The 14185-nt window shown below is 68.4% G+C and carries 11 protein-coding genes; 3 read left to right on the top strand and 8 right to left on the bottom strand.

Annotation, left to right across the window (positions count from 1 at the left end):
* Positions 1 to 106 precede the first annotated feature (106 nt).
* From ACIBAG_RS11210 to dnaA, 8 genes are all read right to left on the bottom strand, one after another.
* Positions 107 to 907, bottom strand: a complete 801-nt coding sequence (locus ACIBAG_RS11210; protein WP_399103557.1) for a DUF3566 domain-containing protein — start codon at positions 905 to 907, stop codon at positions 107 to 109.
* An 18-nt stretch (positions 908 to 925) separates the two neighbouring features.
* Positions 926 to 3517, bottom strand: a complete 2592-nt coding sequence (gene gyrA / locus ACIBAG_RS11205) for a DNA gyrase subunit A (protein ID WP_399103555.1) — start codon at positions 3515 to 3517, stop codon at positions 926 to 928.
* A gap of 42 nt (positions 3518 to 3559) precedes the next feature.
* Positions 3560 to 5620, bottom strand: coding sequence for a DNA topoisomerase (ATP-hydrolyzing) subunit B (gene gyrB / locus ACIBAG_RS11200; RefSeq protein ID WP_399103553.1), 2061 nt, complete (start codon positions 5618 to 5620; stop codon positions 3560 to 3562).
* A gap of 513 nt (positions 5621 to 6133) precedes the next feature.
* Positions 6134 to 6685, bottom strand: a complete 552-nt coding sequence (locus tag ACIBAG_RS11195) for a DUF721 domain-containing protein (protein ID WP_399103551.1) — start codon at positions 6683 to 6685, stop codon at positions 6134 to 6136.
* Entirely contained in the window at positions 6682 to 7803 is a 1122-nt protein-coding gene (gene recF / locus ACIBAG_RS11190) for a DNA replication/repair protein RecF (RefSeq protein ID WP_399103549.1), read from the bottom strand. Before recF ends, ACIBAG_RS11195 begins: the two co-directional genes overlap by 4 nt.
* A gap of 142 nt (positions 7804 to 7945) precedes the next feature.
* The gene (gene gnd / locus ACIBAG_RS11185; RefSeq protein WP_399103546.1) at positions 7946 to 8821 is read right to left on the bottom strand and encodes a phosphogluconate dehydrogenase (NAD(+)-dependent, decarboxylating); all 876 of its coding nucleotides are present in this window, start codon (positions 8819 to 8821) and stop codon (positions 7946 to 7948) included.
* Positions 8822 to 8996: 175 nt separating this feature from the next.
* Positions 8997 to 10127 (bottom strand): DNA polymerase III subunit beta, encoded by a 1131-nt coding sequence (gene dnaN / locus ACIBAG_RS11180; protein WP_031484630.1) that lies wholly within the window; start codon positions 10125 to 10127, stop codon positions 8997 to 8999.
* An 880-nt stretch (positions 10128 to 11007) separates the two neighbouring features.
* Positions 11008 to 12921 (bottom strand): chromosomal replication initiator protein DnaA, encoded by a 1914-nt coding sequence (gene dnaA, locus ACIBAG_RS11175; protein WP_399103543.1) that lies wholly within the window; start codon positions 12919 to 12921, stop codon positions 11008 to 11010.
* Between the two features lie 383 nt (positions 12922 to 13304).
* On the opposite strand from dnaA, the gene rpmH reads away from it, so the two are divergent.
* The 3 genes from rpmH to yidD are packed head-to-tail and all read left to right on the top strand — an operon-like array spanning position 13305 to position 14185.
* Complete coding sequence (gene rpmH / locus ACIBAG_RS11170; RefSeq protein WP_003956500.1) at positions 13305 to 13442, top strand: 50S ribosomal protein L34; 138 nt, start codon at positions 13305 to 13307, stop codon at positions 13440 to 13442.
* A gap of 21 nt (positions 13443 to 13463) precedes the next feature.
* Positions 13464 to 13835 carry a ribonuclease P protein component gene (rnpA, locus tag ACIBAG_RS11165; RefSeq protein ID WP_078662570.1) on the top strand — a complete coding sequence of 124 codons (372 nt, stop codon included), beginning with the start codon at positions 13464 to 13466 and terminating at the stop codon, positions 13833 to 13835.
* A complete protein-coding gene (yidD, locus tag ACIBAG_RS11160) occupies positions 13832 to 14185 on the top strand; it encodes a membrane protein insertion efficiency factor YidD (protein ID WP_148000333.1) in 354 nt (117 codons plus the stop codon). Before rnpA ends, yidD begins: the two co-directional genes overlap by 4 nt.

Genomic DNA, 14185 nt, shown 5'->3' with positions numbered 1-14185 from the left:
AGATTAGCGCACGACATGGGCAGTCCCAAAATCGGTTGTCGGAGGACCGTCGGGGGAGGTTTGAAACCGCCTCCCGACGGCAACCGTCATCCGGTCTCGGTCGGCCTCACTCGTCCTCCGCGAGCGTCAGCTCGACGCCGCCCACGAAGCCGGCGGAGAGGTTGTAGATGAAGGCGCCGAGCGTCGCCAGCGCCGTCGCGAGGACGACGTCGATGACCGCGATGATCGACGTGAACATCAGGACGTGCGGCAGCGACAGGAAGGACTGCAGGTCGAAGCCGTTCGACTCGTTGGAGCCGGTCGCCTCGGAGATCGTGCCGCCGACCGTCGAGAAGACGCCCATCGCGTCCATGACCATCCACAGCACCGCGGCGGCGACGATCGTGCAGATGCCCAGCGCGATGGAGAGCAGGAAGCTGACCTTCATCACCGACCACGGGTCGGCCTTGGCCACGCGCAGGCGCGCCTTGCGGGTGCGCGGCGTCGTGCTCGCACCCGTGCGCGGCCGGCGGACCGAGCCGGCCGGAGCGGCCGCCTGGTAGGCCTGCGGCGGGTGGTAGGGCCCGGCGGCCTGCTGGGGCTGCCGTTCCCCGGGCAGCGGCGATGCCGACGCCGTCTGGGCCGCCTGCTGCGCCCCTGTGGGCGCGGGCTGCGGCTGGGCGCCCGGAGCCGCGCCGGACGCGTACTGCTGGGTCTGCGGACCGCGGGTGTCCGTCACGGGTCCCCCCTGGGATCCAGACGCGTCGGGCGAGGGCGCGTTCTTCGCGGGCGCCTTGATCGCCTTCAGCTGCGTGGTGTGCGTGTCGGCCGCACGCGCGGCGGAGCCACGGCCGCCGCCGTCCGTCTCCTTACCGGCCGAAGAACCGGTCGAGGTACCGGACGATCCGGCGCCCGTGGCTCCGCTCACGATGACTCTCTCCTCGTGCTACTCGGCCGAGGGCGCCTCGCCCTCGTCCGTGCCGATGGTCTCGGCGGCACCCTCGGCGGTCTCGTCGACGGCCACGTCGCCGTCGACCTCCTCCGCCTCGCGCCCCGCCTCGGCGTTACGGGCGATGCCGACCACGGCATCGCGCTTGCCCAGGTTGATCAGTTGGACGCCCATGGTGTCACGGCCCGTCTCCCTGACCTCGTTGACTCGCGTACGAATCACACCGCCGCCCAGCGTGATGGCGAGGATCTCATCGGTCTCCTCGACCACCAGCGCTCCGACGAGAGAACCGCGGTCCTCCACGATCTTGGCGGCCTTGATACCGAGGCCACCGCGACCCTGGACGCGGTACTCGTCGACGGCGGTCCGCTTCGCGTACCCGCCGTCGGTGGCAGTGAACACGAACGTACCGGTTCGAACAACATTCATCGAGAGCAGCTCGTCTCCCTCGCGGAAGCTCATGCCCTTGACACCGGAGGTGGCGCGGCCCATGGGACGCAGCGACTCGTCCGTGGCCGTGAACCTGATCGACTGCGCCTTCTTGCTGATCAGAAGCAGATCGTCGTCGGGCGAGACGAGTTCGGCGCCGATCAGTTCGTCATCCGAACCGTCCTCGCGCTCACGCAAGTTGATCGCGATCACACCGCCGGAGCGGGGCGAATCGTAATCCTTCAGCGGCGTCTTCTTCACAAGTCCGGCCTTCGTGGCGAGCACCAGATACGGCGCCGCCTCGTAGTCGCGGATCGCGAGGATCTCGGCGATCGCCTCGTCCGGCTGGAAGGCCAGCAGGTTGGCGACGTGCTGTCCACGCGCGTCACGGCCGGCGTCCGGAAGCTCGTACGCCTTCGCCCGGTAGACCCGGCCCTTGTTGGTGAAGAACAGCAGCCAGTGGTGGGTCGTGGAGACGAAGAAGTGGTCGACGATGTCGTCTTCCTTCAGCTTCGTACCGCGTACGCCCTTGCCGCCGCGCTTCTGCGCCCGGTAGTCGACCGTCTTGGTGCGCTTGACGTAGCCGCCGCGTGTGACGGTGACCACGATGTCCTCTTCGGCGATGAGGTCCTCGATGGACATGTCGCCGTCGTAGGGCACCAGCATGGTCTTGCGGTCGTCGCCGTACTTCTCGACGATCGCGGCGAGTTCCGCGCTCACGATGCCGCGCTGGCGGACCGGGGAGGCGAGGATCTCGTTGTACTCGTTGATCTTCGCCTGGAGTTCGTCGTGCTCCTGGACGATCTTCTGGCGCTCCAGGGCGGCGAGCCGGCGCAGCTGCATCTCGAGGATGGCGTTGGCCTGGATCTCGTCGATCTCCAGGAGGTCCATCAGGCCTGTGCGCGCGACATCGACGGTCTCACTGCCCCGGATCAGCGCGATGACCTCGTCGATCGCGTCCAGGGCCTTCAGCAGGCCGCGCAGGATGTGCGCGCGCTCCTCCGCCTTGCGCAGCCGGAAGCGCGTACGGCGGACGATGACCTCGATCTGGTGCGTCACCCAGTGGCGGATGAATGCGTCCAGGGAGAGGGTCCTCGGTACGCCGTCCACCAGCGCCAGCATGTTGGCGCCGAAGTTCGTCTGCAGGTCCGTGTGCTTGTAGAGGTTGTTCAGGACGACCTTGGCGACCGCGTCGCGCTTCAGCACGATGACGAGGCGCTGGCCGGTGCGCGACGACGTCTCGTCGCGGACGTCCGCGATGCCGCCGATCTTGCCGTCCTTCACCAGGTCGGCGATCTTCTGGGCGAGGTTGTCGGGGTTGACCTGGTAGGGCAGCTCCGTGACCACCAGGCACTGGCGGTTCTGGATCTCCTCGACCTCGACGACCGCGCGCATGGTGATGGAGCCGCGGCCGGTGCGGTACGCCTCCTCGATGCCCTTACGGCCGACCACGAGGGCGCCGGTCGGGAAGTCGGGGCCCTTGATGCGCTCGATGAGCGCGTCGAGGAGCTCCTCGTGGGAGGCCTCCGGGTTCTCCAGGTACCACTGGGCGCCGGCCGCCACCTCGCGCAGGTTGTGCGGCGGGATGTTGGTCGCCATGCCGACCGCGATACCGGCCGAGCCGTTGATCAGCAGGTTCGGGAAGCGGGAGGGCAGGACGGTCGGCTCCTGGGAGCGGCCGTCGTAGTTGTCCGTGAAGTCGACGGTCTCCTCGTCGATGTCGCGGACCATCTCCATCGACAGCGGCGCCATCTTGCACTCGGTGTAGCGCATGGCCGCCGCCGGGTCGTTGCCCGGAGAGCCGAAGTTGCCGTTCGAGTCGACGAGCGGCATGCGCATCGACCACGGCTGGGCGAGGCGCACCAGTGCGTCGTAGATCGAACTGTCGCCGTGGGGGTGGTAGTTGCCCATGACGTCGCCGACCACGCGCGCGCACTTGTAGAAGCCGCGCTCGGGGCGGTAGCCGCCGTCGTACATGGCGTACAGGACGCGGCGGTGGACGGGCTTGAGGCCGTCCCGGACGTCCGGCAGCGCACGCGAGACGATGACGGACATCGCGTAGTCGAGGTACGAGCGCTGCATCTCCGTCTCGAGCCCGACGGGCTCGACGCGCAGGGTCTGTCCCTCGTCAGGCGTGACGGGAGTGTTCTCGTCGGTCATTGCTGGTGAAGGTCCTTCCTGGTGCGGTCAGCTGAGACCGACTCAGATGTCGAGGAAGCGGACGTCCTTGGCGTTGCGCTGGATGAACGCGCGGCGGGCCTCGACGTCCTCGCCCATGAGGACCGAGAACAGGTCGTCGGCCTGGGCCGCGTCGTCGAGGGTGACCTGGCCGAGGACGCGGTGCTCCTGGTCCATGGTCGTCACGCGCAGCTCCTCGGCGTTCATCTCACCGAGGCCCTTGAAGCGCTGGATCGAGTCCTCCTTGACGCGCTTGCCGCGCTGGCGGCCCATCTCCAGCAGTGCGTCGCGCTCGCGGTCGGAGTAGGCGTACTCGACCTCGTCCCGGCCCCACTTGATCTTGTAGAGCGGGGGACGCGACAGGAACACGTGCCCGGCCTCGACCAGCGGCCGCATGAAGCGGAACAGGAAGGTCAGCAGCAGGGTGTTGATGTGCTGGCCGTCGACGTCGGCGTCCGCCATCAGGATGATCTTGTGGTAGCGGAGCTTCTCGATGTCGAAGTCCTCGTGCACGCCGGTGCCGAAGGCGGAGATCAGCGCCTGGATCTCCTGGTTCTGCAGGATCTTGTCGATCCGCGCCTTCTCGACGTTGAGGATCTTGCCTCGGATCGGGAGGATCGCCTGGTACTGCGGGTTGCGGCCGGACTTGGCCGAGCCGCCGGCGGAGTCACCCTCGACGATGAAGATCTCGCACTTGGTGGGGTCGTTCGACTGGCAGTCGGAGAGCTTGCCCGGCAGGGACGCGGTCTCCAGCAGGCCCTTGCGACGCGTCAGGTCACGGGCCTTGCGGGCCGCCACGCGCGCGGTGGCCGCCTGGATGCCCTTGCGGACGATGTCCGCGGCCTCGACCGGGTTGCGGTCCAGCCAGTCGTTGAGGTGCTCGTAGACGGCCTTCTGCACGAAGGTCTTCGCCTCCGTGTTGCCCAGCTTGGTCTTCGTCTGGCCCTCGAACTGCGGCTCGCTCAGCTTCACCGAGATGATCGCCGTCAGACCCTCGCGGATGTCGTCACCCGTGAGGTTGTCGTCCTTCTCACGCAGCAGCTTCTTGTCGCGCGCGTACTTGTTGATCAACGAGGTCAGCGCCGCACGGAAGCCCTCCTCGTGCGTACCGCCCTCGTGGGTGTGGATGATGTTCGCGAAGGAGTACACACCCTCGCTGTAGCCGCTGTTCCACTGCATCGCGACCTCGAGGGACAGGCTCTTGTCCTTGTCCTCGGCCTCCAGGTCGATCACGGTGGGGTGCACCAGGTCTCCCTTGCGGGAGTTCAGGTACTTCACGAAGTCGACGATGCCGCCCTCGTAGTAGTACGTGACGTGCTTGACCTCGGCCTTCTCGTCGGCACCGGCCTCGTCCGCACCGGAGGTGGCCTTCGCCGACTCGCGCTCGTCCGTGAGTTTGATCGTCAAACCCTTGTTGAGGAACGCCATCTCCTGGAAGCGCCGCGAGAGCGTCTCGAAGGAGTACTCCGTGGTCTCGAAGATGTCGCCGTCGGCCCAGAAGGTGACCGATGTCCCGGTCTCGTCCGTGGCCTCGTGCTTGGCGAGCGACGCCGTCGGGACGCCCATCTTGTAGTCCTGCGTCCAGCGGTGACCGTCGGTCTTGACCTCGACGGCGACCTTCGACGACAGCGCGTTCACGACGGACACACCGACGCCGTGCAGACCACCGGAGACGGCGTAGCCGCCACCGCCGAACTTGCCGCCCGCGTGCAGCACGGTCAGCACGACCTCGACGGCGGGCTTGCCCTCGGACGGGACGATGCCCACCGGGATGCCACGGCCGTTGTCGACGACCCGAACGCCGCCGTCGGCGAGGATCGTGACGTCGATCGTGTCCGCGTGCCCGGCCAGCGCCTCGTCGACGGAGTTGTCGACGACCTCGTACACGAGGTGGTGCAAGCCCCGCTCACCGGTCGAGCCGATGTACATACCGGGTCGCTTGCGGACCGCGTCCAGACCCTCGAGGACGGTGATGGCGCTGGCGTCGTACGAGGCGGTGACCTCGCCGTTCGACGAGGTCACCGCGCCGTTGGCGCCGGCGTCGGTGGACGGGATGTTCTCGTTGGGGTTGCCGGAATCGGCCACGAAGCGCCCTTTCTGGCACAGCACGAGCCAGGCTCTGGGGGTCCCCCCTCCCGGGGGAGGGTTGCCGGAGCGGCTGCGGCATGTTGCGTTGGTAAGCCTTGATCAGCGTTGCTCAGCTTTTCCCGGACGGTCCCCACGAGTGGGGCGGGATTGGCCTCCAGTCTACCGGTAGCGCCGACAGTGATGGGGGTTTGCCGGTACCTGAGTCCGCATGTGCCGCCCTGAACCCGGCTCGGCCGACTCCCGATATGCGGATGGGGGCTCCAAGAGGCTCACAGCGCCACTCAGCGCTTCGAGCCGTCAACCCTTGGCTACTTCGGAGTCAGGTCGTGATTCGCAACCGCGTGCGGTTGTACGACGGGGAGGTCGCCGGCGGTACGCCGGGACCGTCCGCGGCTACTGATGTGATGTCGGTCACCTGTGGCAGAGGAGGCCCAAGAGGCTCCTGTTACGCCCATCCGGAGGGCACGGCTCCGCTGCGGAGAGGCGGTCTCAGGTCGCCGCCCGGGCCGGTCACCCGTAGGTGTCGCCGGGCCCCGTGCTGCCGGGGGCGCGCAGCGGGCCGTATCGGCGGGCCGGGCCGCCGGGGCCGTTCACCTTGATCTGCCGTACCGCGCCATGGCCCAGGTCCTCGTTGAGCCGCGCTACGAGCGTCGGGGCGAGCAGCCGCAGGTTCGTCGCCCAGGCCGTCGAGTCACAGCGCACGACCAGGATCCGCTCGTCCTCGTCGTACTTCTCCGGCACACAGTGTTTGGCGACGTCGTCGCCCACGATCTGCGGCCAGCGGCCCATCACACCGCCCACCGCGGCCGGGGTCTCCCAACCCCGCTCGGTGATCAGACGGTTGATGGCGGCGCCGAGCGCCATGGGGTCGCGGCCGTCGGCCCGCGCGCCGGAGCGCAGGCCCCCGCGCCGCGCCTGCTTCTTCTGCCGTGCCACGTCCCCACGCGCGCGTGCCTGCTCCTTGGCCGCACGCAGCGCCACGCGCGCGAGGTCGACGCCGGAGGGTTCGGGAGCCTTCTTGGGTGCGTTCTCGGGCGGGTTCTGCGACGGGTTGTCGCTCATACGCGCTCCACCGTCCCCTCGGACACCGAGAACCGTGCCCCGGTCAGCACATGCGGTACGTCGTCGTCGACCGCGGCCGTCACCAGGACCTGCTCGCCGGGTGCGACGAGCTCGGCCAGGCGCTCGCGACGACGGGCGTCGAGCTCGGCGAAGACGTCGTCGAGGACCAGCACGGGTTCGTTGCCCTCCGCCCTGAGCAGGTCGTACGACGCCAGCCGCAGCGCCAGCGCGTAGGACCAGGACTCGCCGTGGGAGGCGTATCCCTTGGCGGGCAGCTGACCGAGTTTGAGAAGCAGATCGTCCCGATGAGGGCCTACGAGCGTGACGCCCCGCTCGATCTCCTGCTTACGCGCCTCGGCGAGCGCCGCCATCAGCTGCTCGAAGAGGTCCTCGCGCGTGTGCGCCTCGCCGGGAGCCGACGGCTTGTAGTCGAGGGCCACGGGGCCGCCGCCGGGCGCCAGTTGCTCGTACGCCTTGTCGGCCAACGGCTGGATCGTCGCGATCAGGTCGAGGCGCTGGGCGAGCAACTCGGCGCCCGCGCGCGCGAGATGCTGATCCCAGACGTCGAGCGTGGACAGGTCCATGGAGCGGCCGCCGTGCCTTCTCGCGAGCGCGGCCGACTTCAGGAGAGTGTTGCGCTGCTTGAGCACCCGCTCGTAGTCGGAGCGCACGCCCGCCATGCGCGGAGAGCGGGCGGTGATCAGTTCGTCGAGGAAGCGGCGCCGCTCTCCGGGGTCGCCCTTCACCAGAGCGAGGTCCTCCGGCGCGAACAGGACGGTTCGCACGATGCCGAGGACGTCACGGGGTCTGACCTGCGAGGACCTGTTGATGCGGGCCCGGTTGGCCTTGCCGGGGTTCAGCTCGAGCTCGACCAGCTGCTGCCGGTCGCCCTGCCGCACCTGCGCTCGGATGATCGCGCGGTCGGCGCCCATGCGGACCAGGGGGGCGTCGGAGGCGACGCGATGGCTGCCGAGGGTGGCGAGATAGCCGACGGCCTCGACGAGGTTCGTCTTGCCCTGGCCGTTGGGGCCCACGAAGGCGGTGACGCCCGGGTCCAGCGGAACCTCGACCCGGGCGTACGAGCGGAAGTCGGCCAGCGACAGGTGCGTGACGTGCATGGTCGTTCGCCGACCTCCCCCAACGTGTCCTTAAACGATCCCCAGTTGTGGACAACCGGGTCACTCCCGAGGGTGCCAGGGTGCCATCCCCAGGGTGTGGATTACTTCTGTTCGTTCCCGACCGCCGCGTCTTCCCCGACGGTCACTTCGTCTCGACCGCGTGGCCGCCGAACTGGTTCCGCAGCGCCGCGATCATCTTCATCTGCGGAGAGTCGTCCTGGCGGGACGCGAACCGCGCGAACAGCGAGGCGGTGATCGCCGGCAGCGGCACCGCGTTGTCTATGGCGGCTTCCACAGTCCAGCGTCCCTCACCGGAGTCCTGTGCAAAACCCTTCAGCTTGTCCAGGTGCTCGTCCTCGTCGAGGGCGTTCACCGCCAGGTCCAGCAGCCAGGAGCGGATGACGGTGCCCTCCTGCCAGGAGCGGAACACCTCACGGACGTCGGTCACCGAGTCGACCTTCTCCAGCAGCTCCCAGCCCTCGGCATAGGCCTGCATCATCGCGTACTCGATGCCGTTGTGGACCATCTTCGCGAAGTGCCCCGCGCCCACCTTGCCGGCGTGCACGGCACCGAAATCGCCCTTCGGCTTGAGGGCGTCGAAGACCGGCTGCACCTTGGCGACGTTCTCCGCGTCCCCGCCGTACATCAGCGCGTAGCCGTTCTCCAGGCCCCAGACGCCGCCGGAGACACCGCAGTCGACAAAGCCGATGCCCTTGGCAGCCAGCTCCTCGGCGTGCCTCTCGTCGTCCGTCCAGCGCGAGTTGCCGCCGTCCACGACGATGTCACCGGGCTCCAGCAGCTCGGCCAGCTCGTCGATGGTCGACTGGGTCGGCGCACCCGCCGGGACCATGACCCAGACGACGCGCGGGCCCGAGAGCTTGCCCACAAGCTCTTCCAGGCTGTGGACATCCGCGAGGTCGGGGTTGCGGTCGTATCCGACGACGGTGTGGCCCGCGCGGCGGATCCGCTCGCGCATGTTGCCGCCCATCTTGCCGAGGCCGACGAGACCGAGCTCCATCAGTTGTGTTCCTTAGGTTGCTGTGGCGTGTGGGGCACCTTCGTACCCGCATACGAGCCTAAACCCGGACGCTCACGCACAGCTGTGGGCATACGCGCTCATTCGCACACCCCACCTGCGGGTTTCCCCACAGGCCGGGCCAACTTCTCCACGGCCTGTGGACAACTCCGGTCGCTCAGCCGCTCAGCCGCACCGGCATGATCAGGTACTTGTAGGCCTCGTCCGCCTCCGCGTCCACCGCGGGCTTGCCGCTCAGCAGTGCCGGCTTCGTGGACGTCGTGAACGACAGCTGGGCCGCCGGGGAGTCGATGGCGCTCAGGCCGTCCAGCAGGAACGTCGGGTTGAAGGCGATCGAGATGTCGTCGCCCTCGAGCTGCGCGTCAACCCTTTCCACAGCCTGTGCGTCGTCGCTGGAGCCGGCCTCAAGGATCAGCACGCCCTGCTCGAAGCTGAGGCGCACCGGGGTGTTGCGTTCGGCGACCAGGGCCACACGCTTGACGGCCTCCACGAAGGGGGCGGTCTCGATCACGGCGACGCTGTTGAACTCCGTCGGGAACAGCGTGCGGTACTTCGGGAGGTCGCCCTCCAGCAGACGGGTCGTCGTACGCCGCCCTGCGCCCTCGAAACCGATCAGGCCCTCGCCCGCGCCCGAGCCGGACAGCGCCAGGGTGACGCTGTCACCGCTGGTCAGCGCCTTGGCGGTGTCGAGGAGCGTCTTGGCGGGGACCAGGGCGACCGCGGAGGCCTCCGGGTTCTCCGGCTTCCACAGGAACTCGCGGACCGCGAAACGGTAGCGGTCGGTGGAAGCCAGGGTGACCCGGTCGCCCTCGATCTCGATGCGCACACCGGTGAGCACCGGCAGCGTGTCGTCACGGCCCGCGGCGATGGCGACCTGGGCGGCAGCCGCGGCGAAGACCTCGCCGGGGACCGTGCCGGTCGCGTTCGGCATCTGCGGGAGCGCCGGGTACTCCTCCACAGGCAGTGTGTGGAGTGTGAACCGCGAGGAGCCGCAGACCACGGTCGCCCGTACACCGTCTGTGGAAATCTCCACCGGCCGGTTGGGGAGCGCGCGCGAGATGTCCGCGAGGAGACGGCCGGAGACGAGGACCGTGCCCTCTTCCTCGACCTCCGCCTCGACGCTCACGCGCGCGGAGACCTCGTAGTCGAAGCTCGACAGGCTCAGCTGACCGTCGTCCGCCTTGAGCAGGAGGCCGGCGAGGACAGGCGCCGGCGGACGGGCCGGGAGGCTGCGCGCCGCCCAGGCCACTGCCTCCGCGAGTACGTCGCGTTCCACCCGGATCTTCACTGTTGCCGCCTCCTGCTGTTGCCGGCGCTTCTCGGCCTGCCTGGCTTCGTCGTCTGTTCTCGGTGTCGTAGGCCCCTGGGAGGGGAAGGACGCCGGGGACCAGTCTGACGCACCCCACTGACAGTAGGTGCCTCTCGGGGTCAAGTCGTGACGAGGGGCAGCAGGGAGCCGGACAGCGAGTTGTGCACAGGGCCCTCTTCGAAACGGATTCCCAGCTCTCTCTAGTTGGGAGTAGTAGTAGGGCCTGTGGAAACCGTGGATAACTCTGTTTTCGCAGGTCAGCGGGGAAATTTTGTCCACGGGCCCTGTGGGCGGCGGCGGTGGACAACCGGGCGTCTCTGTGGAGAACGGAAAGTTCTGCACACGCCGTGCACAGCCTCGGGCGACTTCTCCCCAGTGCCGTCCCCAGCTTTACCCACCTTTCCCACAGCCCAACCCGGCATCTTTGTGTGACGGCTTTCACTCGACTCGGTGAGGAGGCGCGTCGCGTTGCCGAACAGTGGACAGCGGTGTGGAGAAGCTGGGGATCACTGGGGACAACCGGCCTCAGCCTGTGGGTTGCCCGTGGACAACTTGATGCACAACCTGTGGATCGCCGCTCTGTCCACAGTCTGTGGAGATCGTTCGTCCACGAATCCACACCCCGGTGACCTGGTGTGATGGTCTTTCAACAGGCACCCCTGTGGACACAGTCTGGACAACTTCCCAGTCCCCAGGGTGTGGAAGGGAAAAACTGGCCGAATCTGTGGAGAGCGGCCGTAACGCGGCAGGTATTCGAACAGCCGACGGCCGTGACATGACGAAGGGCGCCCCCGGAGATCTCCTCCAGGGACGCCCTCGGCGTCGTACAACGGGGTTCTGCGGCCGTCGTCGGCCTCCGTCAGCCGTTCTTGATGCGGTTGGTCAGCTCGGTGACCTGGTTGTAGATGGAGCGTCGCTCAGCCATCAGGTTGCGGATCTTGCGGTCGGCATGCATCACCGTCGTGTGGTCGCGGCCGCCGAACAGCGCGCCGATCTTCGGCAGCGACAGGTCCGTCAGCTCGCGGCAGAGGTACATGGCGATCTGGCGGGCGGTGACCAGCTGGCGGCCACGGGAGCTGCCGCACAGGTCCTCGACGGTGAGGCCGAAGTAGTCGGCCGTGGCGCTCATGATGGCCGTCGAGGTGATCTCCGGCGTCGCGTCGTCGCCGCCGGGGATCAGGTCCTTCAGAACGATCTCCGTCAGGCCGAGGTCCACCGGCTGCCGGTTGAGCGAGGCGAACGCCGTCACCCGGATCAGCGCGCCCTCCAGCTCACGGATGTTGCGGGAGATGCGGGAGGCGATGAACTCCAGCACCTCCGGCGGGGCGTTGAGCTGCTCCTGGACCGCCTTCTTGCGGAGGATCGCGATACGCGTCTCCAGCTCCGGCGGCTGGACGTCGGTGATCAGGCCCCACTCGAAACGGTTCCGCAGCCGGTCCTCCAGCGTGACCAGTTGCTTGGGCGGCCGGTCGCTGGACAGCACGATCTGCTTGTTGGCGTTGTGGAGCGTGTTGAAGGTGTGGAAGAACTCCTCCTGCGTCGATTCCTTGTCCGCGAGGAACTGGATGTCGTCGACGAGCAGGATGTCCATCTCGCGGTAGCGCTTGCGGAAGCTGTCGCCCTTGCCGTCGCGGATGGAGTTGATGAACTCGTTGGTGAACTCCTCGGAGCTCACATAGCGCACGCGTGTGCCCGGGTAGAGGCTGCGCGCGTAGTGCCCGATCGCGTGCAGCAGGTGGGTCTTGCCGAGCCCGGACTCCCCGTAGATGAAGAGGGGGTTGTACGCCTTCGCCGGTGCCTCGGCGACGGCGACCGCGGCCGCGTGCGCGAAGCGGTTGGAGGCGCCGATGACGAACGTGTCGAAGAGGTACTTGGGGTTCAGGCGCGCGGTGGGCTCACCAGGCCCGGGCGCCGGCGCGGGCTGTGCGGCCAGCGGGCCGGGGGCCCCGGTGGTGGGCAGGCTGGCGCCGACGGGGCCGCCGCGGTGCACATGGCCGGAGCCGGCGGGCGGCTCGGGCAGATCGCGGCGGGCGCCCTGGTCGTACTCGACGCGAGGCTGGTCGTAGTCGGGCCGCTGCGGCTCGTAGTCCGGGCGGTGTCCGTCGTAGGACGACCGCTCCATCGGCTGTGGGCGGTAGTCCTGGGAGGGCGCGCCGTAGGAGTCCTGCGCGTAGGAGTCCTGGCTGTAGGAGTCCTGTGCATACGACTCCTGCGACGGCGATGCGTACGGGTCCCGCTCCGGGAAGCCGAGCCGCTGCTGCTGCCAGTTGTACTCGTCCTGCGTCGGGCGCGGCCAGCTGCCGGGGGTGGGCTCGGGGCGCTGGTACTCGCCCGGGTAGGCCGGGCGTGCGGTGGGCAGAGGGTCGGCGGGGGCGTCGCGCAGGCGGTCGTCGGCGCGGTGGCGGCCGTGGCCGTAGCCGTCGTAGGAGGGGAGCTCGGGCTCCTCGTAGCGTGGCTGGTGCGGGGCCGGCGGGACCGGCGGGGCAGGGGGTTCGCCGGCGGAGTCGTCGACGGTGATCGCGATGCGGATCGGGCGGCCGCACTCGCGGCTCAGGGTCTCGCTCACGATCGGGGCCAGACGGCCCTCCAGTACGCCCTTCGCGAACTCGTTCGGTACGGCGAGCAGGGCGGTGTCGGCCACCAGCGCGAGGGGCTGGCAGCGCCGGATCCAGTGCTCGTCCTTCGCCTCGACACCCTGCCCGCGGCCCTCACCGAGAAGTTGCTCGAGTACTCGTGGCCACACTGCGGCAAGATCGGCAGGTACGTCAGCCACAGGGCACGCTCTCTCACGGGTCCCACGAACGTGTGATTGTGGGACGGGTCGGGATTCAAAAGGGTGGAGCCAGAATCAAGGGGACAAGGGAACGAATCGGAGTTCAGTCACGGTAGTCAGGGCGGCGGGTGCGGTTCAAGTTGTTGTCCCCAGCCTGTGGATAGTGTCTCCCCGTGGCCTCTGGTTTGACCGGATGGCGCAGCCGCGCGTACCGTAACCAGGTCGAGTTGTCGATGGCTGCTGCCGCCTGCCTCCGATGGGCACAGATCGCGTCAGGTGATCGGGAAGCGGTGCACTCGGGCGTAACTGCGAGCTACTCGTGGGCGCACGGTGACAGCCAGGACGGCACCCGCCAAACACCGATTTATTTCTGGAGCCCCCGAGTGAGCAAGCGCACCTTCCAGCCGAACAACCGTCGTCGCGCGAAGACCCACGGCTTCCGGCTGCGTATGCGCACCCGTGCCGGCCGCGCGATTCTCGCGTCCCGCCGTAGCAAGGGTCGCGCCCGTCTGTCCGCCTGATCCCGGTCAGGTCATGACGTCGTGCTGCCCACCGAGAACCGGCTGAGGCGGCGCGAGGACTTCGCGACCGCGGTACGACGAGGACGCCGGGCAGGACGCCAGCACCTCGTCGTCCACCTTCGTAGCGGTGCCACGGACCCGCACGCGCCTGGGGAGAGCGCTCCCCCGACGCGTGCGGGTTTCGTCGTGAGCAAGGCAGTGGGCGGCGCGGTCGTGCGGAACAAGGTGAAGCGCAGGCTTCGCCATCTGATGCGCGACCGAGTCGACCGGCTGCCCCCCGGTAGCCTGGTAGTCGTACGAGCGCTGCCCGGTGCGGGCGACGCCGACCATGCACAGCTGGCCCAAGACCTGGATGCCGCTCTGCAGCGGCTGCTGGGAGGGGGCGCGCGATGAAGTACCCACTGCTGGCTCTGATCAAGCTGTACCAGTGGACGATCAGTCCGCTGCTCGGGCCGGTGTGCAAGTACTACCCGTCGTGTTCCCACTACGGGTACACGGCCATCGACCGGCATGGTGCGATCAAGGGCACGGCGCTCACCGCCTGGCGCATCCTGCGGTGCAACCCGTGGTCGCTGGGTGGTGTGGACCATGTCCCGCCGCGCAAGCGCCCGCGGTGGCACGAGTTGCTGCGCAACGCGTGGCGTGCACGGAAGGGCGGACCCTCCGCCGCCGAAACGGCCACCGAGGAGAATGTTCCTTCGAGCCCGGCCGCAGAGACCTCGCCCCATGCCCAAGGAGCATGA

Origin of the sequence: Streptomyces sp. NPDC051243, from assembly GCF_044455405.1 — a bacterium.
Lineage (GTDB): Bacteria > Actinomycetota > Actinomycetes > Streptomycetales > Streptomycetaceae > Streptomyces.
The sequence above is the reverse complement of the archived record's forward strand: the minus strand, read 5'-3'. Positions and strand labels throughout refer to the sequence as shown.